The sequence below is a fragment of the Pseudogulbenkiania sp. FW507-F1 genome (assembly GCF_058781125.1).
Genome location: NZ_JBYSWM010000002.1, coordinates 21,023 through 44,048 on the forward strand (window position 1 = coordinate 21,023; position 23,026 = coordinate 44,048).

The 23,026-nt window shown below is 65.7% G+C and carries 19 protein-coding genes; 9 read left to right on the forward strand and 10 right to left on the reverse strand.

Features of this window, described 5'->3' with window-relative positions; all coding sequences use genetic code 11:
- Positions 1-11: 11 nt before the first annotated feature.
- Both AC3WG5_RS01605 and AC3WG5_RS01610 read right to left on the reverse strand, forming a co-directional pair.
- Positions 12-1,127: a YbdK family carboxylate-amine ligase gene (locus AC3WG5_RS01605; protein ID WP_492567550.1), complete on the reverse strand. Its 1,116-nt coding sequence runs from the start codon at positions 1,125-1,127 to the stop codon at positions 12-14.
- The gene (locus tag AC3WG5_RS01610) at positions 1,124-2,329 is read right to left on the reverse strand and encodes a cation:proton antiporter (RefSeq protein ID WP_492567551.1); all 1,206 of its coding nucleotides are present in this window, start codon (positions 2,327-2,329) and stop codon (positions 1,124-1,126) included. Before AC3WG5_RS01610 ends, AC3WG5_RS01605 begins: the two co-directional genes overlap by 4 nt.
- Before the next feature lie 129 nt (positions 2,330-2,458).
- Between AC3WG5_RS01610 and AC3WG5_RS01615 the strand changes: the two genes are divergently transcribed.
- The gene (locus AC3WG5_RS01615) at positions 2,459-3,220 is read left to right on the forward strand and encodes a tRNA pseudouridine(65) synthase TruC (RefSeq protein ID WP_492567552.1); all 762 of its coding nucleotides are present in this window, start codon (positions 2,459-2,461) and stop codon (positions 3,218-3,220) included.
- 148 nt (positions 3,221-3,368) lie between these two features.
- Positions 3,369-4,214 (forward strand): 23S rRNA (adenine(2030)-N(6))-methyltransferase RlmJ, encoded by an 846-nt coding sequence (locus AC3WG5_RS01620; RefSeq protein ID WP_492567553.1) that lies wholly within the window; start codon positions 3,369-3,371, stop codon positions 4,212-4,214.
- A 91-nt stretch (positions 4,215-4,305) separates the two neighbouring features.
- On the opposite strand, the gene pgaB is transcribed toward AC3WG5_RS01620, so the two are convergent.
- From pgaB to cysD, 3 genes are all read right to left on the reverse strand, one after another.
- Positions 4,306-6,159 carry a poly-beta-1,6-N-acetyl-D-glucosamine N-deacetylase PgaB gene (pgaB, locus tag AC3WG5_RS01625; RefSeq protein ID WP_492567554.1) on the reverse strand — a complete coding sequence of 618 codons (1,854 nt, stop codon included), beginning with the start codon at positions 6,157-6,159 and terminating at the stop codon, positions 4,306-4,308.
- Between the two features lie 393 nt (positions 6,160-6,552).
- On the reverse strand, positions 6,553-7,989 hold the full coding sequence (gene cysN, locus AC3WG5_RS01630) for a sulfate adenylyltransferase subunit CysN (protein ID WP_008954519.1): 1,437 nt from the start codon (positions 7,987-7,989) through the stop codon (positions 6,553-6,555).
- 87 nt (positions 7,990-8,076) lie between these two features.
- Positions 8,077-8,991, reverse strand: a complete 915-nt coding sequence (gene cysD / locus AC3WG5_RS01635; RefSeq protein WP_492567555.1) for a sulfate adenylyltransferase subunit CysD — start codon at positions 8,989-8,991, stop codon at positions 8,077-8,079.
- A 261-nt stretch (positions 8,992-9,252) separates the two neighbouring features.
- Here cysD and AC3WG5_RS01640 point away from each other — a divergent pair, with 261 nt between their 5' ends.
- The 7 genes from AC3WG5_RS01640 (at position 9,253) to mmsB (ending at position 18,813) form a co-directional block, all read left to right on the forward strand.
- Positions 9,253-11,502, forward strand: coding sequence for an HDOD domain-containing protein (locus tag AC3WG5_RS01640; RefSeq protein ID WP_492567556.1), 2,250 nt, complete (start codon positions 9,253-9,255; stop codon positions 11,500-11,502).
- A 185-nt stretch (positions 11,503-11,687) separates the two neighbouring features.
- Complete coding sequence (locus tag AC3WG5_RS01645) at positions 11,688-12,539, forward strand: 3-hydroxybutyryl-CoA dehydrogenase (RefSeq protein ID WP_492567557.1); 852 nt, start codon at positions 11,688-11,690, stop codon at positions 12,537-12,539.
- 196 nt (positions 12,540-12,735) lie between these two features.
- Entirely contained in the window at positions 12,736-14,238 is a 1,503-nt protein-coding gene (locus AC3WG5_RS01650) for a CoA-acylating methylmalonate-semialdehyde dehydrogenase (protein WP_492567558.1), read from the forward strand.
- Between the two features lie 96 nt (positions 14,239-14,334).
- Positions 14,335-15,495, forward strand: coding sequence for an acyl-CoA dehydrogenase family protein (locus tag AC3WG5_RS01655; RefSeq protein WP_492567559.1), 1,161 nt, complete (start codon positions 14,335-14,337; stop codon positions 15,493-15,495).
- A gap of 127 nt (positions 15,496-15,622) precedes the next feature.
- Positions 15,623-16,405 carry an enoyl-CoA hydratase gene (locus AC3WG5_RS01660; protein WP_008954513.1) on the forward strand — a complete coding sequence of 261 codons (783 nt, stop codon included), beginning with the start codon at positions 15,623-15,625 and terminating at the stop codon, positions 16,403-16,405.
- Positions 16,406-16,556: 151 nt separating this feature from the next.
- Positions 16,557-17,681, forward strand: a complete 1,125-nt coding sequence (locus AC3WG5_RS01665) for an enoyl-CoA hydratase/isomerase family protein (protein ID WP_492567560.1) — start codon at positions 16,557-16,559, stop codon at positions 17,679-17,681.
- Between the two features lie 244 nt (positions 17,682-17,925).
- On the forward strand, positions 17,926-18,813 hold the full coding sequence (mmsB, locus tag AC3WG5_RS01670; protein WP_008954511.1) for a 3-hydroxyisobutyrate dehydrogenase: 888 nt from the start codon (positions 17,926-17,928) through the stop codon (positions 18,811-18,813).
- Positions 18,814-18,941: 128 nt separating this feature from the next.
- Here mmsB and AC3WG5_RS01675 read toward each other — a convergent pair whose 3' ends face one another.
- The 5 genes from AC3WG5_RS01675 to AC3WG5_RS01695 form a co-directional block, all read right to left on the reverse strand.
- On the reverse strand, positions 18,942-19,727 hold the full coding sequence (locus tag AC3WG5_RS01675) for an endonuclease (protein ID WP_492567561.1): 786 nt from the start codon (positions 19,725-19,727) through the stop codon (positions 18,942-18,944).
- Positions 19,728-19,855: 128 nt separating this feature from the next.
- Positions 19,856-20,608 carry a competence/damage-inducible protein A gene (locus tag AC3WG5_RS01680; RefSeq protein WP_492567562.1) on the reverse strand — a complete coding sequence of 251 codons (753 nt, stop codon included), beginning with the start codon at positions 20,606-20,608 and terminating at the stop codon, positions 19,856-19,858.
- 123 nt (positions 20,609-20,731) lie between these two features.
- Positions 20,732-21,403, reverse strand: coding sequence for a YdcF family protein (locus AC3WG5_RS01685; protein ID WP_492567563.1), 672 nt, complete (start codon positions 21,401-21,403; stop codon positions 20,732-20,734).
- A 144-nt stretch (positions 21,404-21,547) separates the two neighbouring features.
- Complete coding sequence (locus AC3WG5_RS01690) at positions 21,548-22,258, reverse strand: ABC transporter ATP-binding protein (RefSeq protein WP_492567564.1); 711 nt, start codon at positions 22,256-22,258, stop codon at positions 21,548-21,550.
- Positions 22,255-23,025: an ABC transporter ATP-binding protein gene (locus tag AC3WG5_RS01695; RefSeq protein ID WP_008954506.1), complete on the reverse strand. Its 771-nt coding sequence runs from the start codon at positions 23,023-23,025 to the stop codon at positions 22,255-22,257. Before AC3WG5_RS01695 ends, AC3WG5_RS01690 begins: the two co-directional genes overlap by 4 nt.
- Position 23,026 lies beyond the last annotated feature (1 nt).

Genomic DNA, 23,026 nt, shown 5'->3' on the forward strand with positions numbered 1-23,026 from the left:
AGGTCTGTGCTTTACTGGCTCCAACGCAGGCACTGCTGCCGCACCACCTCGGGCAGCAGGTTTTCCTGGCGCTGCAGCGCGCGTATCCAGCCGGCATCGTTGCCGCGATTCAGAGCATCGAGGCGCAACTCTCGGCAGGCGCCGTCGCTGCCCAGCTCGATGGCGTGCGGCTCCAGCATATCGAGCGTCAACAGGATGTCGTCGCGGATGGTGCGATGCTCCAGCGTGCGCGGATCGACAAACACGCCGTCGAAGCCGAAACGGCAGGCCTGGAAACGGTTGAAGCTGTACACTAGGTAATCGTCCTCGAGCGGCCGGTCGGGTTTTTCCACCAGCTGGCGGCGCACGATGGCCTGGATGTAGGCAGCAATGCGGGCTGCCTTCTCGACGCTCAACGGCGTATCCATCACGCGCACCTCGATGGTGCCGTATTCAGGCTTGGGCCGGATATCCCAATAGAAGTCTTTCATGCTTTCGACCACGCCGGTCCGCGTCATGTGCTCGAAGTAGCGCGTAAAATCGTCCCAGCAGAGCAGGAACGGTGCCCGACCCGAGAGCGGAAAGGCCGTTACCGAATTGATGCGGGCCGAATCGAAACCGGTATCCACTCCCTGCACGTACGGCGAGGAGGCCGACAGCGCGATGAAATGCGGAATGTAGCGCGACAAGGCGTGCAGCATGCACAGCGCTTCATCGGGGCCGGGACAGCCGATGTGCACATGTTGGCCGAACACGGTGAACTGCTTGGACAAATAACCGTACAAATCGCTCAAATGCCGAAACCGCGGCGTTTCGAAGATCTGGCGCTGGGTCCACTGCTGAAACGGATGGGTGCCGCCGCCGCACAGGCCGAGGTTGAGCTTGTCGGCCGCGCGCAGCAACTCGTTGCGGATCAGCTCGAGCTGGTCGATCAGTTCCTGGTAGCTGTTGCAGATGCCGGTCGACAGCTCGATCATGCAGTCCGTGATTTCCGGTTTGACCTCGCCCGGGACATCGACCCCTTTCATCAGACGCAGCAGGTCTTCCACGCTGGGGGCGAGGTCGTAGTCGTGACGGTTGACCACCTGAAGTTCCAGTTCCACTCCCATGGTCAGAGGGCGGGACGGGGCAAAACGTTCCAGGCTCATGATTTGATCTCCGCGCTGCGCTCCAGCGCCCATTTCACCAGCAGCGGCCCGGCCAGCTCCATCAGCACCACGGCACCGAGCAAGACCGAGTTCAGCTCCTGGCGCAGCGTGGGGAAGGAGAACCCCAGATCCGTCGCCAGCACGAAGGCCACGATCGATAGCGGCGTCAGCGCCAGCGACAGCGTCACGCCCTGACGCAGGCTGAGCCCGCTCAGCCGGGCAAACGCCAGCACCCCGACCAGTTTGGCCACGAAGCGACCCGACAGCAGAATCACCGCCATCACGGCACCGCTCAGCAACTGTCCTGGCGATAGCATCATGCCGCTCACCACGAACAGCACCACCACCAGCAGGCTGCCAGCGGCGCTGAAATGATCGGGGCAGACCCAGGGCCGCAGCCGCCGGCTGCGGAACACCACTCCGGCCAGCAGCGGTGCCAGCAAGGTGGAGAGGTTCAGTATCTGCAGCAAGGCGGTGGCGAGCAGAATCAGGCCGAACAGCAGCACGGTGGCCGCCTCGCTCTGCACGTCCATACTGCGCGACAGCCGCTCCACACCCCCCGCCAGCAGCAAGGCCACCAGCAGCGACCCGGTCAGCACGTACAGCGGCACGCTGATCGCCAACAGCGGGTTGCCGGCGGCACTGTGCATCCAGCCGGTGAGCAGCTTGACCAGCAGGATGGCGTAGATGCTGTTGAGCGTGGTCATGAGCAGCAGGCGCTCGGTGACCTGCCCTACTGACTGGAACTCGCTGACCACCCGGCTGACGATGGCCGGCGATGCCGCCATGGCGATGGCGGCCACACTCAGCGCCACCGGCGGCGAAACGCCCCACCAGGACAGCAGGGAGCCCACCACGACGAAGCTCAAGCCCGCCTCGGCGACGCTGCTGGCCAAGAGCCAGGGGTTGCGCCGCAACCAGCGCACGTCGACGCGGGCGCCCAGCTCGAACAGCAGCAGCGCCAACGCCAGGTCCAGCACCACGCGCAACCCGGAATCGTCCACCCGGAGCATGGGCTCCACTCCGGCCAGGCGGATCGCCATGCCGGTGGCGGAATACGCCACGATGCGCGGAAAACCCAGGCGCCGGTAACACCACTCGCCGGCCAGCCCGGTCAACACCAGCGTCACCGCGATCCAGAACACACCACCGACCGGCAGAGGCCAGGAAGGCAGGAAACTCTGCGCTGCACCCAGGGCCATGGCGTTCTCCAACGTCATTTCACGTATTACCACCATAGAACACTTTGCCGCCGCACAACGCCGGGGTGGGCCTTTCCCGGTACGACATCGGCGCGCATAATGCCGGCTCTTTCGCCTCTGGCCCGCCCCATGCTGCCGATTCTTTACCGCGACGAACGCCTGATCGCCATCCACAAGCCTTCCGGCCTGCTGGTGCACCGCACCGTGCTCGACCGTCACGAAACCCGCTTCGCCATCCAGCTGCTGCGCGACCAGATCGGCCAGCGCGTCTACCCGGTGCACCGTCTCGACAAGGGCACCTCGGGCGTGCTGTTGTTCGCGCTCGACCGCGACATGGGACGCGAGATGAGCTGGCAGTTCGAGCGCCAGCAGGTCGACAAGCGCTACCTGGCGGTGGTACGCGGCTGGCCGGATGAACAGGGCGAGATCGAGCACGCGCTGACGCGCCGCCCGGACGATCTGGAATGGGTGGGCGAAAAGGTCGACACCGCGCCGCAGGCGGCGCTGACGCGGTTTCGCCGCTTGGCCACAGTGGAGCTGCCGTACGCCGTCGACAAGTACCCGCAAAGCCGCTACGCGCTGGTCGAGCTGACGCCGGAAACCGGCCGGCGCCACCAGCTGCGCCGCCACCTCAAGCACATCGCCCATCCCATCATCGGCGACGCCACCTACGGCAAGGGCCGGCACAACCGGCTGTTCGGCGAACTGTTCGGCAGCCAGCGCCTGCTGCTGGCCTGCATGGAAATGCGCTTTGCCCACCCGGTCAGCGGCGAAACCGTGACCCTGACCGCGCCGCTGGCCGACGATTTTGCCGGCGTGGTGCGCGCCCTGGGCTGGGAGGACGCGCTGCCGTCCGCGTGGCTGGGAAGCGCGGCTTCGGCCAACCTTTGAGCAGGCGTCCGCGGCGCTCCGCGTCCGAGCGGGGTGCCGTGTGGCCGCCGCTGTGCACCGGCATGTGCCGCCTGGCGCGGCCAGGTTCTGGCAGCGGCGTCGCCGGCCATCGGCTACAATCTGCGCCTGACCGAAGAAAGACCGATTCATGCTGAGTTACCGTCACGCCTTTCACGCCGGCAACCACGCCGACGTGCTCAAGCACTTTGTCGAAGTCGAACTGCTGCGCTACCTCGGGCAGAAGGACAAGCCCTACTGGTACGTCGACACCCACGCCGGCGCCGGCTGCTACTCGCTGGAAGAAGGCTACGCCACCAAGAACGCCGAATTCGAGAGCGGCATCGCGCGGCTGTGGCAGCGCGACGACCTGCCCGAGGCGCTGGCCGGCTACGTCGAGGTGGTGCGCCGTCTCAATCCGGACGGCCGGCTGCGGCTCTACCCGGGCTCGCCCCTGGTGGCTAGCGAGGTGATGCCGGCCGGCGACAAGCTGCGCCTGTTCGAACTGCACCCCACCGACAGCCAGATCCTGCAGAACAACTTTGCCGACGCCGGGCGCCGGGTGCAGGTGCAGGCCGCCAACGGCTTCGAAGGCATCAAGGCGATCCTGCCGCCGCCGCCACGCCGCGCCCTGGTGCTGATCGATCCGCCGTACGAGGACAAGCGCGACTACCAGCACGTGGTGACGGCGCTCAAGGAAGGGCTGAAGCGTTTCGCCACCGGCACCTACGCGGTGTGGTATCCCTGCCTGCAACGCCAGGAAGCGAAGGAGCTGCCGCAGCAGCTGAAGAAGCTGCCGGTGAAGAGCTGGCTCAACGTCACGCTGTCGGTGCAAAGCCCCTCCAAGGATGGCTTCGGCATGCACGGCAGCGGCATGTTCATCCTCAACCCGCCGTGGACGCTACACGCCACGCTGCAGCAGGTGATGCCGTACCTGGTCGAGGTGCTGGCGCTCGACAAGGGAGCCGGCTTCACGCTGGAGCAGCACGAGAACTGAGGCTTCGGCCAACCTTATCTGTTTCCGCACGACAAAAAGCCCACTTTCGTGGGCTTTTTGCTGTCGGCTCGGTGCGCAAGCGGGCCAGGGTTCACTGCGTCACGGTGGCGCGGGGCTTGGCACCGATCATGTTGCCCTTGATGGCGAATACCTGCGCCAGCGCCGCCGTGGCCTGCTGGTCGCCCGCCAGCGGCGCGGGGTAGAAGGCGATGTGCTGCACGCCCCGGCTGTAGAGCTGGCTCACCGTCTTGGCCATCGGCTCGCCCGGCAGCGTGGCAAAACGGTCACACCCCGGCGCCGCCAGATCGAACACGGTCTTGGTCAGGCCGCCCGGATGGTTGGCCGCCAGGCGCACCACCTCGTGCAGGGCACGCTCCGGCACGCAGCCATCCTCGGCAGGCGCCACCGCGGCGACGGTGAAATCGTAACTGGACAGCATCTGCCGGAACACCTGGGCGTACTGGTTCGCCCCCTGGGCGCTCAGCAGCGGGGCGCGGTAAAGGGTTCGCGCCGTCTTGAGGTCGGGGTGCTCGCGCCGCACGATGGCGGCCAGTTCCAGGGCAAAGCGGTCCCACTGCCCGGTCATGCCCGGTTCTTGGCGGCCGCTTGCCGCGTCGCCAGACGCCGGTTCCTCGCTGAACAGCAAACCGTCGATCGGCCCGGCCAACGCCATCTCTTCGTAGAGCTGGCGCAGCAGCTGGCGCCCGCGCGCGCTGAACGGCGACAGCCGCGCCGTGACGGCGCCCGGACGCTCGACCGCGCCCGAGGCGGCCGCGCTGACCAGCAACGGCCCCCAGGCGTACACCGCCTGCACCGAGGTACGGGTCTTGATTTGCCAGACCACGCGGTTGAGCAGGTCGGCCCGCATCGGCAGACGCCGCGAGGGGAAGTACACGGCATCGGCGGTGCCGTTGCCGTCATGATCGGCGAACGCCTTCAGGTAAACGGTATTGATCCCGCTGGCGACGATGCGCTCGAGCAGATTGCCGAGGTTCTGATTCTGGCGATCTGGGTCCGGGTCGTAGATGTCGTCGATCGCGACATGCATGATCTTGCCGGGCAGCGTGATGATCTCGTGAGGCCCGGCACGCAGGGCCAGATCGGTGGCCAGATCGCTGAGACTGGTATCGCTTTCCAGTAGGATGCGGCGCAGCCCGGTCAGCGCGATGCGGCCGGTATTGGGGCCATCGTCCAGCGTCAGGTCGACCACCAGCCCCAGCTTGGCGGCAATCTCGACCAGCGACTGGTTATAGCTGCCGTACGGCCACACCATGATGCGCGGGGTCTGGCCGGTGTAGCGACGCAGGAAGGCGTTGTTATGGCGCAGGTCGGCCGCCACCCGGGCGCGGTATTCCTTCTCGGTTTCATAGCGGCCATCCCGGAAAATGCGGGTGGTGGCGGCCGGCTGGGTGTTGCCCTGGGGATTGGCCACCACGCCTTCATGCAGACCATAGGTGTGACTGGCGACTTCCACCAGCCCGCTTTTCACCATTTCCCTGATCTGGCTTTGCGACAGGAAGCGACTGCGCGGCACCGCCTGGCCGGCGAAGTTGACCATGCCGTCCTGCGGCTCCAGCCAACTGCCGACCAGAGCGATCTGGGCCGGCGCGTTGAACTGCTTCAGAATCGGGAAAACCTGGCTGTAGACATCCTCGTAGCCGTCGTCGAACGACAGCAGCACGGCCTTGGGCGGCAGCGGCTTCTTGCCGGCGCGATCCGCCAGCACGTCGTCGACGCTGACGAAGTGATAACCGTTGCTCTTGAACCACTGCATCTGGGCCAGGAAGGTGGCCGGGCTGATGGCGTACTGCGGAATCAGCGCCTGTTCTTTATCGGTGATTTCGTGATAGCCCAGTATCTGCAGCTGGGACGCCGCCAGGGTCAGGGTGGATGTCAGGGCGATAAGCAGGCCCATGGCAAGGGACAGGATGCGATTCATTGTCATCGGGTAGGTAGTTGCAACTAGCGGGTGAGGCAGGAATTGGACGTTGGCCAGTGGAGTCGACCCGCTGACATTACGATTTGTTACATCATAACAAAGAAGACGTCACAATCCGTAGCGGAACAGGTATCTGTTTGTTACTAATTGTAATTTGATGCAGAAGAAGCCCCGCCGGGGCCGGCGACCAGCACCATTCCGGCTGCCATCGCCGCAAAATTCAGAACAATAGCATATTTTGCACTGCCCGCCAAAGCAGCCGCACTGCCAACGTGGCCACCGGGCCACGCCAGATGCCCGCCCGACCGACACACTCTTTCCTTGCGGCGCCCCGACAAAACAAAAATGCCAGTCAGATCGACTGACTGGCATTGAACCGGCGGCGGGCTTTGGCCGTGCTTACTTCAACAGCTGGCTGATGTCCTTGGCTTCCCAGTGCGGGAAGTGCTTGCGCACCAGCGCGTTGAACTCCAGCTCGAAGGCACGCAGGCGGGCCAGTTCGTTGGCATCCTGGGCACTGCTGTCGCTCTGCGCGGCGCCGGTGATCATGCCGGCGCCGGCGGTGGCGTTGGACAAGCGATCGATCACGATCAGGTTGCCGCTGCCACGGCACTGGCGGTAGGCGTCGAACACCACCGGCGCATTGACGACGACGCGGCACAGGCCGAACTCGTTGAGCTTGAGCTCGTCGGCGGCATACTGCTCCATGGTGTTGACGTCGACGCGGTGCAGGATGTGCTCGACACGGCCGAACACGTTCTTGCCGGCCAGCTTGAAGGCGTACTCCTTGCCCACCTGCAACGGCACCTCGTTCATCCACACGATGTGGGCATCGAACGCCGCCGAGACCTGGGGTTCCACCTCGCCACTACGCACGATCATGTCGCCGCGCGAGCAGTCGATCTCGTCTTCCAGCGTCAGCGTGACGGCCTGGCCAACGTGGGCACTGGCCAGATCGCCGTCGGCGGTGACGATGGCCTTGACCTTGCTGGTCTTGCCCGACGGCAACACCATAATCTGGTCGCCCGGATGCACGCGGCCGGAGGCGATGGTGCCGCAGAAGCCGCGGAAGTCCAGGTGCGGGCGGTTGACGTACTGCACCGGCAGGCGGAAGGCGTCGAGCGCGGCGTCGTGCGACAGCTCGACCGATTCCAGCAGCTGCATGAAGGTGGCACCGTCGTACCACGGCGCGCGTTCGCTCGGCTTCACCACGTTGTCACCGCGCAGCGCCGAGATCGGCACAAAGCGGATGTCCGGAATCGCCAGGTGTTCGGCGAAGGCGAGGTAATCGTCACGGATCTTGTCGAACACCTCCTGGCTGAAGTCGACCAGGTCCATCTTGTTGATCGCCACGATGACGTGGCGGATGCCGAGCTGGCTGACGATGTAGCTGTGGCGGCGGGTCTGGGTCTGCACGCCGCGGCGGGCGTCGATCAGGATCACCGCCAGGTCCGAGGTGGAGGCGCCGGTGGCCATGTTGCGGGTGTACTGCTCGTGGCCCGGGCAGTCGGCGATGATGAACTTGCGCTTCTCGGTGGAGAAGTAGCGGTAGGCCACGTCGATGGTGATGCCCTGCTCGCGCTCGGCCTGCAGGCCGTCGACCAGCAAGGCCAGATCGATGTCCTCGTCGGTGGTGTTGTACTTCTTGCTGTCTTTCTGGATCGCGGCCAGCTGGTCTTCGAAGATCAGCTTGGAATCGTGCAGCAGCCGGCCGATCAGCGTGGATTTGCCGTCGTCGACGTTGCCGCAGGTTATGAAGCGCAGCAGATCCTTGTTTTCGTGCTGTTTCAGGTAGGCCAGGATATCGCTGGCGATCAGTTCGGATTGGTGAGACATGGTGGTATTCCGTCATCTTCGGCCAACGTGAGCCCGGGGGCGTTCACGTCGGCACGCGGTATTCGCGACAAGCTCGTCAGGACAGGCTTAGAAATAGCCTTCCATCTTCTTTTTCTCCATCGAGCCGGCCTGGTCGTGGTCGATCAGGCGGCCCTGGCGCTCGGAAGTGGTGGTGAGCAGCATTTCCTGGATGATCTCCGGCAGCGTGGCCGCTTCCGACTCGACCGCGCCGGTCAGCGGGTAACAGCCCAAGGTGCGGAAACGCACGCTGCGCATTTCCGGCACTTCGCCTTCCTTGAGCGGCAGGCGTTCGTCGTCGACCATCACCAGCATGCCGTCGCGGTTGACCACCGGGCGCGGCTTAGCGAAATAGAGCGGCACGATCTCGATGTTTTCGAGGTAGATGTACTGCCAGATGTCGAGCTCGGTCCAGTTGGACAGCGGGAACACGCGGATGCTCTCGCCCTTGTTGATCTTGCTGTTGTAGATGTTCCAGAGTTCCGGACGCTGGTTTTTCGGGTCCCAGCGATGGTTCTTGTCGCGGAAGGAATAAACACGCTCCTTGGCGCGCGACTTTTCCTCGTCGCGGCGCGCCCCGCCGAAGGCGGCGTCGAACTGGTACTTGTTCAGCGCCTGCTTCAGCGCCTCGGTCTTCATCACGTCGGTGTACTTGGCGCTGCCGTGGTCGAACGGATTGATATTGGCCGCCCGCCCTTCTTCGTTGGTGTGCACCAGCAGTTCCATGCCGACCTTGGCCGCCATGCGGTCGCGGAACGCGATCATGTCGCGGAACTTCCAGGTGGTGTCGACATGCAGCAGGGGGAACGGCGGCTTGCCCGGGTAGAACGCCTTGAGCGCGAGGTGCAGCATCACCGCCGAGTCCTTGCCGATGGAGTACAGCATCACCGGGTTCTCGAATTCCGCCGCCACTTCGCGAATGATATGGATCGACTCTGCTTCCAGTTGTTTGAGGTGAGTCAGTCTTGCTTCACTGATAGTCATCTTGCTCCGCCCGCTATTGGCACGTGGCCAGTTCTGTTCCTGCCAGCAGGCGGCACACCCGCCTGCCATTTGACGCCAATCTACCGGAAGCCCCCTAGCCAGGCAAAACCGAATGGATATATCAATATGCGCTATTGGAAGCAAAAAACTATCTAACCAGACATATAGCGGCGCCCCCGATGGCGGCCCGGTCTCCCACGGCGAGGATAAAGTTGTCCGGAGTCGGGAGATTGCTTATATAGTCAGCGGGGGAGAAAAAGAATGACAACACACGCCGCACCGATCCTGAGCCACGACGCCGCCCAGCCACCGGCCGGCTTGCCGGTTTCCGCCCCCGGCGGCACGCTCCGCCATACCCTGTCGTTGCCGCAGAAACTGACCGTCGCCACCTTTCCCGCCGCCCGGCTGAAACATCCCGGCATCGTCCCGCCCAGGGAGCAGGAACTGCGCGACGGGCTCTGCCTTTGGCATTACGACCTGCCGGCCTGGCATCCGCTGGCCAGCCTGCTGGCGCTCTCGGGGGTGCTCCCGGCCAAGGAGGCGGTGGGGCTGTGCTGCGACCTGCTGGGCGCGCTGATGTACGCCCACGCCCAGGGCGTGGCGCACGGCTGGCTGAGCCTGGACCATATCCTGCTCGACGACGAGCGCACGCCGCACCTGCTCGGGCTCGGGCTGTTGCCGGCACCGCCGGCGAATGCCCTGTCCCGCATGCGCCAGCGCGACCTCGCCGCGCTGGCCGGCATCCTGCACCAGTTGCTGACCGGCCAGCCGCCTGGCAGCACGCCGCTGCGGCAATTGAACCCGCTGATCGATGACGAACTGGACGCCATCATGGCGAGCGCCCTCGACACGACGCCGGGACAGGGTTTTGCCGACGCCGCCTCGCTGCTGGCGGCGCTGCAGGCCTGGCTCACCACCCAGCACCGCTTCATCAAGGGCAGCGCCAGCCCGACCGCCTGGGACAGCCTGCTGGAGCGCATGCGCTATTCGGCCGACTTTCCCGCCCTGTCGCAGGCGATCCAGGCCATCAACCAGGTGAGCGAGGACCATACCGGCCGGGTGCAAGAGCTGGCGGAAATCATCCTGCAGGACTTCTCCCTCACCAACAAGCTGCTGCGGGTGGTGAACTCGGTGCATTACAGCCACTTCGGCGGCGCGGTGAGCACGGTGTCGCGCGCCATCGTCATCCTCGGTTTCGACACCATCCGCAACCTGGCGATCACGCTGCTGCTGTTCGAACACATGCACAACAAGGCGCACGCGGCCACCTTGAAGGACACCGCGCTGCGCACCTTCTTCTGCGGCCTGCTGACGCGCGAACTGGCGCAGCACGGTGCCGCCGGGGACAGCGAGGAAGCGCTGATCTGCGGCATGTTCCACCACCTGGGCGAACTCCTGTGCCGCTTCTATTTCCGCGAAGAAAGCCGGCTGATCGACCTCAAGGTCGAGAACGGGCTCACCCTCACCCAGGCCACCATCCATACCCTGGGGCTGGATTTCGCCGCGCTGGGCATGAGCGTGGCCGAGCACTGGAGCTTCCCGGCACGCATCGTGCAGAGCATGGAGCTGCTGCCGGCCGGGCCGATCCGCCCGCCAGCCAGTGCCGCGGCGCGGCTGTGCATCCTGGCCAACCTGGCCGCCGAGCTGACGCAACTGACACAAGACCCCGGCAGCACCCCGCGCCAGCCGCTGGAGACGCTACTGGAACGCTATCAACGCGTGTTGCCGCTGAACGCGGAGCAGGCGATAGAGCACGTGCGTGCCGCGCTGCGGGCGTTCGACGAGCACGTCGAGCCGATCGGGGTCAGCGCCCGTCCCGACAGCTTCCTGGCGCGGCTGCGCGGCTCAGCGCTGCTCGCCGGCTCGACGCGTCCGGGCGTTCGCCCTCCGCCGCTCGCCCAAGCCATCCAGGCAGCCCGGCCGCAAGAGCTGGAGCTCGACCTGATGCTGGATTTCGCCGCCATGCCAGAGCCCTGCGAAGACAGCAGCGCGCGCCGCTTGAGCGCCGGCATGCAGGAGCTCACCCACGCCCTGCTCGGCCCGTTCAACCTGAACGAGCTGCTGCAGACCGTACTGGAAACGCTGTTTCGCGCCACCCCGTTCGAGCACGTGCTGCTGTGCACGCGCGACCCGCGGCTGGGACAGATGGTGGCGCGTTCCGGTTTTGGCGAGCGGATCGGTGCGATGATCCCAGCCTTCCGCTTCAGCCTACAGGAGCCCGCCAACGTGTTCTGCGTGGCGCTGGAGCACAACGCCGACATCCTGATCGAGGACGTCAACGCGCCGAATATCGCCAGCCGCATCCCCAACTGGCTGCGCCGAGCCACGCCGGCGGAGACCTTCCTGATCCTGCCGCTGGTACTGGAGAACAAGCCGATCGGCTGTCTGTACGGCGAACGCAGGCATGCCCATAGCCTGAAGCCCGACGCGGAAACGCTGAACCTGCTGAAGGCGCTGCGCAATCAGGCGCTGCTGGCGATCCGCCAGAAACAGTCCGCCGGCGGAGCCTGATGGCGGAACGCCGCGACGCCCCCTACCCGGCCCGTCTTGCCGGGGAACCGCGCCGGGTTTCGCGGTGTGCCGGACTATAATTGACGGGAATGACAGGGAAGGATTCGAATGTTTTGCGGCGTCGCATATTGACGTTTACGTAAACGTTACCTTATGTTCACGGAATCAGTGCACAAGGAGACATCATGGCAATCACCCGCATCGGCGTTATCGGCGCCGGCACCATGGGCAACGGCATCGCCCAGACCTTCGCCCGCCACGGCTTTCAGGTCACTCTGGTCGACACCTCGGCCGCGGCGCTGGAAAAGGGGCTCGCCACCATCCAGACGAGCCTCGCCAAGCTGGAAAAGAAGGCGCTGCTGAGCCCCGCCGACGTCGAGCTGACCCTCTCCAACATCACCACCGCCGACACGCTGGCCGCCCTGACCGGCTGCCAGCTGGTGGTGGAGGCCGCCACCGAGAACCCCGCGATCAAGGAAAAGATTTTCCGCGAGCTGGCGCGCACCTTGCCCACCGACGCCATCCTGGCGTCCAACACCTCGTCGATCTCGCTGACCCGCATCGCGGCCTGGGTGGAGTGCCCGGAGCGGGTGATCGGCATGCACTTCATGAACCCGGTGCCGCTGATGCCGCTGGTGGAGATCATCCGCGCGCTGCAGACCGACGATGCCACCCACCAGGCGGTGCACACGCTGGCGGTGGAAATCGGCAAGACCCCGGTAACGGTGAAGGACGGCCCGGGTTTCGTCTCCAACCGCGTGCTGATGCCGATGATCAACGAGGCGGCGTTCGCGCTGTACGAGAACCTGGCCAGCGCCGAGGACATCGACACCGTGATGAAGCTCGGCATGAACCACCCGATCGGCCCGCTGGCGTTGGCCGACCTGATCGGCCTGGACACCTGCCTTGCCATCATGGACATCCTTCACGACGAATTCCGCGACAGCAAGTACCGCGCCTGCCCGCTGCTGGCGCAACTGGTGGCGGCCGGCCGGCTCGGGCGCAAGAGCGGGCACGGCTTCTACCGCTACGACTGACGACACGGGGAGCACACGCACCCGGCGCATGGTCTAAACAGAACATGATAAAGGTTGGCCGAAGCCCCTGTTCATACCCGTCGCGGGAGCCATACCGGATCGCGGGCCCGGCGCAGAGGGTTTCCATGCGCTGCCGGCCCGCGCCGGGCAGCATCGAACACCGGCTCCTGTCCGGCCACGCGGAGGAGAAACCACGATGAGCACTGCCGTCCCCACCATCAAACTGCTGATCAACGGCGAATTCGTCGAGTCCAACACCAGCGACTGGCGCGACGTGGTCAACCCGGCCACGCAGCACGTGCTGGCGCGGGTACCGATGGCAACGCCGGAGGAAGTCGACGCCGCCGTAGCGGCGGCCAAGGAAGCCTTCAAGAGCTGGAAGAAGACGCCGATCGGCGCCCGCGCCCGCCTCTTCCTCAAGTATCAGCAGCTGATCCGCGACAACATGAAGGAGCTGGCGGCCATCCTCACCGCCGAGCAAGGCAAGACCCTGGCCGACGCCGAGGGCGACGTGTTCCGCGGCCTGGAAGTGGTCGAACACGCCGCCAACATCGGCAACCTGCAGCTGGGCGAGCACGCCGAGAACGTCGCCAGCGGCGTCGACACCTACACCGTGCAGCAACCGCTCGGGGTGTGCGCCGGCATCACGCCGTTCAACTTCCCGGCCATGATCCCGCTGTGGATGTTCCCGATGGCCATCGCCTGCGGCAACACCTTCGTGCTCAAGCCGTCCGAGCAGGACCCGATGGTGACGATGCGGCTGGTGGAACTGGCGATCGAGGCCGGCATTCCGCCCGGCGTGCTCAACGTGGTGCACGGCGGGCCCGAGGTGGTCAACGCGCTGTGCGACCACCCCGACATCAAGGCCTTGTCCTTCGTCGGCTCCACACCGGTCGGCACCCACGTCTACCAGCGCGCGAGCCAGGCCGGCAAGCGCGTGCAGTGCATGATGGGCGCCAAGAACCACGCCATCGTGCTGCCCGACGCCAACAAGGAACAGGCGCTCAACCAGCTGGTCGGCGCCGGATTCGGCGCCGCCGGCCAGCGTTGCATGGCGATCTCGGTGGCGGTACTGGTGGGCGAGGCGCAGGGCTGGATTCCCGAGCTGGTGGCCAAGGCCCGGGCGCTCAAGGTGGGGCCCGGCCGGGACAACCCGGACCTCGGGCCGCTGATTTCCCCCCGGTCGCGGGCGCGCGTCACGGGACTGATCGCCAAGGGCATCGAACAGGGCGCCAAGCTGGAGCTGGACGGCCGCGCCGTGCAGGTGCCCGGCCACGAGCACGGCAACTTCGTCGGCCCAACCCTCTTCAGCGGCGTGAAGCCCGGCATGGCGATCTACGACCAGGAAATCTTCGGGCCGGTGCTGTGCCTGGTGGGGGTGGATAGCCTCGACGAGGCCATCGAACTCATCAACGCCAATCCGCACGGCAACGGCACCGCCATCTTCACCCAGAGCGGCGCCGCGGCGCGCAAATTCCAGGAGGAGATCGACGTCGGCCAGGTGGGCATCAACGTGCCGATCCCGGTGCCGGTGCCCTTGTTCTCGTTCACCGGTTCGCGCGGTTCCAAACTGGGCGACCTGGGACCGTACGGCAAGCAGGTGATCCTGTTCTACACCCAGACCAAGACCGTCACCAGCCGCTGGTTCGACGACGCCGCCTCGAGCGGCAAGGTCAACACCACCATTGCGCTGCACTGACGCATCATCAGGCGCGGCGCGCCCATCCAACCCGGACGCGCCGCATATCGACATCCTCCCGCCGACCCGGCGGGGCTGACAAGATTGGCTGAAAACATGGACTTTGCCCTGACTGAACAACAGATCGCCTTCCAGGACGCCGCGCGCGCCTTCGCCACGCACGAACTGGCGCCGCATGCCGCGGAATGGGACGAACGCGAGGAGTTTCCGCTCGACGTCATCCGCCGCGCCGGCGAGATGGGCTTTCTCAGCCTGTACACGCCGGAAGCCTACGGCGGGCTGGGACTCAGCCGCCTCGACGCCGCCATCGTGTTCGAGGAACTGGCCGCCGGCTGCACCTCCACCGCCGCCTACCTCACCATCCACAACATGGTGAGCTGGATGATCGCCAGCTTCGCCAAGCCCGAGGTGGCCGAGCACTGGGTGCCGCAGATGGTGACGGGCGCCAAGCTCGGCAGCTACTGCCTGACCGAACCGGGCGCCGGCTCCGACGCCGCCTCGCTCAAGACCCACGCCGAGAAGAAGGGCGACGTTTACCTGCTCAACGGCTCCAAGATGTTCATCTCCGGCGCCGGCAGCACCGAGGTGCTGGTCGTGATGGCGCGCACCGGTGGCCCCGGCCCCAAAGGCGTGTCGGCCTTCGTGGTGCCGGCCGACGCACCGGGCGTGCAGTACGGCAAGAAGGAAAAGAAGATGGGCTGGAACAGCCAGCCCACGCGCGCCGTCACCTTCGACAACGTCGAGATTCCGGCCGCCAACCTGCTCGGCGAGGAAGGCCAGGGCTTCACCTTCGCCATGAAGGGGCTGGACGGCGGGCGCATCAACATCGCCACCTGCGCCGTCGGCACCGCCCAGGCCGCGCTCGCTGCCGCGCAGCGCTACGTGCAGGAGCGCCAGCAATTCGGCCATGCGCTGGCCGACTTCCAGACCGTGCAGTTCAAGCTCGCCGACATGCTGACCGAGCTCGTCGCCGCGCGCCAGATGGTGCGCCTGGCGGCGTGGAAGCTCGACAGCGGCAGCCCCGACGCCACCGCCTACTGCGCCATGGCCAAGCGCCTCGCCACCGATCTCGCCTTCAACGTCGCCAACCAGGCGCTGCAGCTCTTTGGCGGCTACGGCTACCTGAAGGATTTCCCGCTCGAGCGCCACGTGCGCGACCTGCGCGTGCACCAGATCCTGGAAGGCACCAACGAGGTGATGCGCATGATCGTGGCGCGCCACCTGCTGAAGGACGGCGCGCTCGACACACTGCGCTGAACGCCAGGCCGAACTAGGGGTCGGGAGGGTTGAAACACGACACATCGCTTCCAATCATGGCGATAGGTTTCGTCCCTCCTCCCCGCTCAACAACGGCCAGGACAGGCCACACAACAAGGAGAACATTTTGCCAAGCTACGCCCATCTCAACGTCGAAAAACACGGCCACACCGCGCTGGTAACCATCGCCAACCCGCCCGCCAACACCTGGAACCGGGAGAGCCTCTCCGCCCTCAAGGCGCTGGTGGCCGACCTCAACGCCGAGCGCGACATCTACGCCCTGGTCATCACCGGCGACGGCGAGAAGTTCTTCTCGGCCGGCGCCGACCTGACGCTGTTCGCCGACGGCAACAAGACCGTCGCCACCGAGATGACCATGCTGTTCGGCGAGGCCTTCGAGGCGCTCTCGGCGTTCCGTGGCGTCAGCATCGCCGCCGTCAACGGCTACGCCATGGGCGGCGGGCTGGAATGCGCCCTGGCCTGCGACATCCGCATCGCCGAGGAACAAGCTCAGATGGCGCTGCCGGAAGCGGCCGTCGGCCTGCTGCCCTGCGCCGGCGGCACCCAGCTGTTGCCCTGGCTGGTGGGCGAAGGCTGGGCCAAGCGCATGATCCTGTGCGGCGAGCGCGTGGACGCCGCCACCGCGCTGCGCATCGGGCTGGTGGAAGAAGTGGTCGGCAAGGGGCAGGCGCGCGCCGCCGCGCTGGCGCTGGCGGAGAAGGTGGCACGCCAGTCGCCGTCGTCGGTGGCGGCATGCAAGACGCTGGTGCAGCGCGCCCGTGTCGAGCCGCCGTCGTACAATCTGATCCACGAGCGCGAGCGCTTCATCAAGCTGTTCGACACCGAGGATCAGAAGGAAGGCGTCGGCGCCTTCCTGGAAAAGCGTCCGCCGCAGTGGAAGAATGCCTGAGAGCCGGCTCACGATCCGTCGCGAGCGTATCGCTGCGTGCCGATCTTCCGCGGAGACCCGCAAAGATTCGCACGCGGCACACCTGAACCCCGATCGGGAACGCTCCGCGAGACCGTAAGTCGATTCTGACTAGTTGGCCGAAAGGAACACCATGAACGACGAAGTCCTGTTTGAAGAACTGGCCAGCAGCAACGGCCGGCGCATCGGCGTGGCCACGCTCAACGCCGAGAAATCGCTCAACGCGCTGACGCTGGGCATGATCCGCCTGCTCGACGCGCAATTTCAGCGCTGGGCCGCCGACGACACCATCGCCTGCGTGCTGTTGCGCGGGGCCGGCGAACGGGCGTTCTGCGCCGGCGGCGACGTGCGCGCGGTGCGCGACGCCATCCTGGCCCACCACGGCGACGGTCCGATTCCCGAGGTGGTGACGTTCTTCCGCGAGGAATACACCCTCGACCACCGTCTGCACACCTTCCCCAAACCGGTCATCGTCTGGGGGCACGGCATCGTCATGGGCGGCGGGCTCGGCCTGATGGTCGGCGCCAGCCACCGTGTCGCCACGCCGGCCACGCGCATCGCCATGCCGGAAATCACCATCGGCCTGTACCCGGACGTGGCCGGCAGCTGGTTCCTGCAGCGCATGCCGGCCAAGCTCGGGCTGTTCCTCGGCCTGACCGGCGCCCCGCTCAACGCCCACGACGCGCTGATCGTCAACCTGGCCGACCATGTCGTCGCGCTGGACGGCTACCCCGAACTGCTGGCACGTCTGACCGACACCGCCTGGTCCGATACCGCTTCGGCCAACCACGCCGCCGTCACCGCCCTGCTTAACGACATGGAATGCGCTACCCACGCCTCCTTGCCGATGTCCAACGTCGAGCGCCAGCTGGTAGCCATCCACCGCCTGATGAACCGCGGCAGCCTCGCCGCCGTGGCGCAGGCGCTGGCCGACGGCCATTTCGACGACCCCTGGCTGCAGGCGGCGGCGCACAGCTTCGCCCACGGCAGCCCGAGCTCGGCTGCGGTCACCTGGGAAATCTACCGCCGCGCCAAGCACCTGTCGCTGGCCGAGGCGTTGCGCATGGAGCTGACCCTGTCGGTCAACTTCTGCAGCAAGCCGGACTTCCGCGAAGGCGTGCGCGCGCTGCTGGTGGACAAGGACCGCCAGCCGCAGTGGAGCCGCAAGACGTTGGCCGAAGTCGACCAGGCCTGGGTCGACAGCCACTTCACCACGCCGTGGGGGGATGGCGAACACCCGCTGGCGGCACTGGGCTGAGTTACCAACTTAAAGACGAGAGCCCGTTTCAGTAGGCGAGCGAGCCAACGCAGATTGGGTGCCGCCAGCACACAGAATCCGGAATGGACACGTAGTCCATGAGGATTCCGTATCGCCGAGCGGATGACTGCGTGCAACTCTCTCGCTGAACCGATCGAAGTTTGGCACGCACGGATTTGCCCAGCGAAAAATTCGCACGCAGCCTGCCTACACTCAAATGAAATGGGCACCTCAGGAGACAACCATGACTCACACCGCTTTCATCGGCCTCGGCAACATGGGCGGGCCGATGGCCCTCAATCTCCTCCGCAAGGGCTTTGCCATCAAGGTCTTCGACCTCTCCGCCGAGGCCATGCAAAGGTTGGCCGAAGCCGGCGCCACGGTCGCCACCAGCGCCGCCGATTGCGTCGCCGGAGCCGACATCGTGCTGTCGATGCTGCCCGCCAGCCACCACGTCGAGGGCCTGTACCTGGGTGAAAACGGCCTGCTCGCCCAACTGCCCAAGGGCACGCTGGTAATCGACTGCAGCACCATCGCCGCCGCCAGCGCCATCAAGGTGGCCGAGGCTGCGCTCGCCGCCGGCCTGCGCATGCTCGACGCGCCGGTATCGGGCGGCACCGCCGGCGCCGCCGCCGGCACCCTGACCTTCATCGTCGGCGGCGAAGCGGCCGACCTGGAACAGGCCCGCCCGCTGTTCGAGGCCATGGGCAAGAACGTGTTCCTCGCCGGTGGCCACGGCGCCGGCCAGAGCGCCAAGATCTGCAACAACATGATGCTCGGCATCCTGATGGCCGGCACCGCCGAGGCGCTGGCGCTGGGGGTCAAGAGCGGACTCGACCCCAAGGTGCTGTCCGAGATCATGGCCAAGAGCTCCGGCCGCAACTGGGCGCTGGAGCTGTACAACCCCTGGCCAGGGGTGATGGAAAACGTGCCGGCCAGCCGCGGCTACAGCGGCGGCTTCATGGCGGAACTGATGCTGAAGGACCTGGGTCTGGCCGAGCAGGCGGCGCTGGCCTGCCACGCCGCCAACCCGCTCGGTGCCTTGGCGCGCAACCTGTACGAGGAGCACGTCGCCGACGGCCATGGCAAGCTCGACTTCTCCAGCATCCTCAAGCACTTCTACCGCGACTGAGCAGCAGGCCGCCCGGCCGCTTTCGGCCCCCGTCTCTGCGTACATCCAGGGAGACGGCCGGGCTGCCGCTCCGGCACAGCAGAGTCACGCCCTGCCCGGTCTCCTGTCTGATCGTACCTCGCAAGCGCTCAGCCGCAGCGTTTGGCCAGCTGCTGCGGGTCGCTCACGTAAGGATTGCCGCTGCCCTGCAACGCCACGATGCGCGCTTCGCGCTGGCGCTCCCATTCGTCCACCGGGTAGGTCTTGGCCCAGGCGCACATCAGCTGACGATCCTGGCTGCTCATGCGCAGGCCGTACTGGTCGTGCATGTAGAGGGTGATGCGCGCGGCGCGTCCGCGCACCTCTTCGCGCGGCTGCACGCGCCGGTTCTTGAAGTCGACGATGGTCCGACACTGGCCGTACATCGGGGTCGGATTGCGCGTCCAGGCGCCGTACGACAGGTTGCCGCGATCGCCGTTGACCTCGCCCACCGCCGGAACCAGGTTGTTCAGATCGCCCTCGGCCATGCGGAACGCCGCGTCGGTGGCCACGCAGTTCTTGCGCCCGCCCTGCTGCCAGCATTGCCGCTGATGCCCCAGCACCCACGCCGGCACCACGTGCTCCCACTCGATGCGACTGGCACGCGCGGCATTCTTGCGCGGCTGATACCCACAGGAAGCGAAATCGACGTCCTTGCCGCTGTACTTGCAGCCACAGTAGAAGTCTTCCTCCATGCCGGCAAAGACCTCCGGCAACACTTTCTTGGCGTTATTGAAGTCGCGGTGACCCACGCTGTGCTTGCCGGATACCAACGTGACCGCTTCGGCGGGGGGCGGAGTGTACGAGGAAACGTCCCGGGCGACGGGGGATGGACGGTCATGGCCGAGGCAGGCGCTCAGCAGCAGGGGCAACAGCAAAAACAGTAAGCGTTTCATGGCGGGTGGCAGGCAAAAAACCGCCACCCTAGCCCGCCCGCTCAGGACAACTCAAGCGCAGGAAACAAATATAAACAATTTAAAATAATGCTAAATAGATGGTTTATTTCAAAACAAATACTTGCAAATCATGTGGTGCTTCGCACCTCGTAGCCGCGCTTGACCAATTCCTTCTCCAGCTCGGACAAAGCGATGCCGACCAGCGCCGGCTGGCCGCTGAAACCGAACTCGATGTGCATCTGTGGGATGGCGTCGTTGCCGAAGTTGGGCAGGCTGGACAGCTTCAGCGCCGGGTAGCGCGCACTGAACGCCTCCATCAGCCCGATCAGGTCACCCTCGCGGGCGTTGATGGCGATCACGCTACGCTCGACATCCGGCACATCGTTCCGGAGGTGCGGGTAGTGCGTATCGAGCACCCACTCGATCATCGGCCACGCCATGGCCGGAAAGCCCGGCACGAAATGCACGTCATGCACCGAGAAACCCGCAATGCGGTTGACCGGGTTCGGGATCAGGCGCGCGCCGAGCGGGAACGCCCCCATGTTGATGCGGTGCGGATAGGCCTCGTCGCCGAAACGCTCCTCGATAATGGCGCGCGCCTCCGGATGCACCGCCAGCTCCACCCCCAGCGCACGGGCAGCACAGCCACGGGTATGGTCGTCCGGGGTGGCGCCGATGCCACCGAAGCTGAACACTAGGTCGCCACTGGCGAAGGCACGCTTCAACGCCGCCTCGATCCGACGCGGATCGTCTCCGAGGTACTCGGCCGCCACAAGTGGCATGCCGCGCGCGGCCAGGATACGGATCAGCGCCTGCAAATGCTTGTCCTGGCGCTTTCCAGACAACAATTCGTCGCCGATGATGATGGCTGCTACCTGCATGACTGGCTCCTGTCAGAGTGTTCGTGAATCAATCTGCTGCGCGCCCCATCCGGCCCGGCGAGGCACGCCGCCCACCGGCCGACGGTGCTTCGGCACTGACGGCAATGCCGTACTCCGGCGCGGTCAGGATTTGAGATGCGAGACCGAGCCGAGCAACGCGGTACCCCGCTCGCGTACGGCATAATACAGCCGCCCCACCCATTCGCGCAGCGCGGCGTGCGTCTCCTGCATCGCCCGCCCGGAAGGCAGGTACCACATCACGCCGCCACCATCGTAGCGCACGAGTCCGGTCGGTGCCGGCAGCACCTTCAGACCCTGCTCTTCGAACAGCGGCACGGCCCGAGCCAGGTGCCAGCCCTGGCTGACCAGCGTGATGGAGCGCACGCCGTCGGCCTTGAGGAGTTGCGCCGACAGGCGCGCGTTGTCGAACGTGGTATCCGAGCCCTGCTCGACCCAACGCGGCTGCACGCCGTAATCGCTCGCCAAGGTGCGGGCCATCACCGGCGCTTCCGCCTCGCCCCCTAGCGGCGCACCGCCGCTGACCAGCACGGGACAGCCACTGTGCCGCGCCAGGTAGGCGGCATAACGCAGCCGCATCAGGGTGTCGGCCGAGGGCTCGTTACGGCCGTATTCCGGCGCCGGCTTCTTGCCGCCCCCCAATACCACGATGGCACCGGTCTCCCGCACCTGGGACAGCGCCACCAGCGGAAAACGCTCGAGCGGACGGTTCAGCCACATCGCCATCTGCGGGGTCGCCAGGGCATACGACAAGCCCAGCGCGAGCGCAACGGCCACACTCCCCGTCCTCGGATGGCGCCGCCTCAGCCACAGCCCCAGTAGGACAAGCAGGATGACGTTGAGCGGAGGCAAGAAAAAAGCCCCGAGGAGCTGGTGAACCAGCACGCCGGGGCCAAGAGTCGCATTCATTGTCAGCTCGGGTCAGCCGCCCAGATAGGCGTTGCGCACGCGCTCGTCGTCCAGCAGCTCGCGCGCCGGGCCGCTCATGGTGATGCGGCCGCTCTCCATCACGTAGCCGCGCTGGCTGATCTCCAGCGCCAGCTTGGCGTTCTGCTCAACCAGCAGCATCGTCACGCCCTGCGCCGAGATCATCTGGATGATCTCGAAGATCTTCTGCACGATGATCGGCGCCAGGCCCATCGACGGTTCGTCCAGCAGCAACAGCTTGGGCTTGGACAGGATCGCCCGGCCCATCGCCACCATCTGCTGCTCGCCGCCCGACAGCGTGCCGGCCAGCTGTTTGAAGCGTTCCTTCAGGCGCGGGAACAGCTCGTAGACGTGTTCCAGCTCGTTCTGGATCGCCGCCTTGTCGTCGCGGTAGAACGCGCCCATCAGCAGGTTCTCTTCCACCGTCAGCTTGGCGAAGATGCCGCGACCTTCCGGCACCATGGCCAGGCCGTTGCGCACGAAGTTGTGCGCCGGAATCCCGGCGGTTTCCTTGCCGTCGTAGACGATGCTGCCGCCGGACTTCTTCTCCATCCCCACCAGCGTGCGCAGCGTCGAGGTCTTGCCGGCGCCGTTGGCGCCGATCAGCGTCACCAGTTCGCCCTGCTCGATGTGCAGGTCGATCCCCTTCACCGCATGGATGCCGCCGTACGACACCTGCAGGTTCTTCACGTCCAAGAGACTCATGCGTGGGCCGCTCCCAGGTAGGCTTCAATCACTTTCGGGTCCTTGCGCACCACTTCCGGCACGCCTTCGGCGATCTTCTTGCCGTAGTCGAGTACGGCGATGCGGTCGCACAGGCCCATCATCAGCTTCACGTCGTGTTCGATCAGCAGCACGGTCACGCCGTCCTTGCGGATCTTTTCCATCAGCACCTTGAGGTCTTCGGTTTCGCTCGGGTTCATGCCGGCGGCCGGTTCGTCGAGCGCCAACAGCTTGGGCTCGGTGGCCAGCGCACGGGCGATCTCCAGGCGGCGCTGGTGGCCGTACGACAGGTTGCGGGCGCGTTCAAAGGCGACGTCGGTGATGCCGACGTAGGCCAGCAGCTCCCACGCCTTGGCCTCGATCGCCTTCTCTTCGGCCATGGTCTTCTTGTCGCGCAGGATCGCACCCAGGGCGTTGGCCTTGGAGCGGATGTGGCGACCCACCATGACGTTCTCCAGCGCGGTCATCTCACCGAACAGGCGGATGTTCTGGAAGGTCCGGGCGATGCCGGTGCCGACCACCACGTGCGGCTTGGCGCGGAACAGGTCCTGGCCGTCGAAGGTGAAGGTACCTTCGTCGGGCTGATAGAGACCGGTCAACACGTTGAACAGCGTGGTCTTGCCGGCGCCGTTCGGGCCGATCAGGCCGTAGATCTCACCCTTGTTGATGGTCAGACCGACATTGTTCAGGGCATGCAGGCCGCCAAAGCGCTTGTTGATGCCTTCGATTTTCAGCAGAGCGTGTGCCATG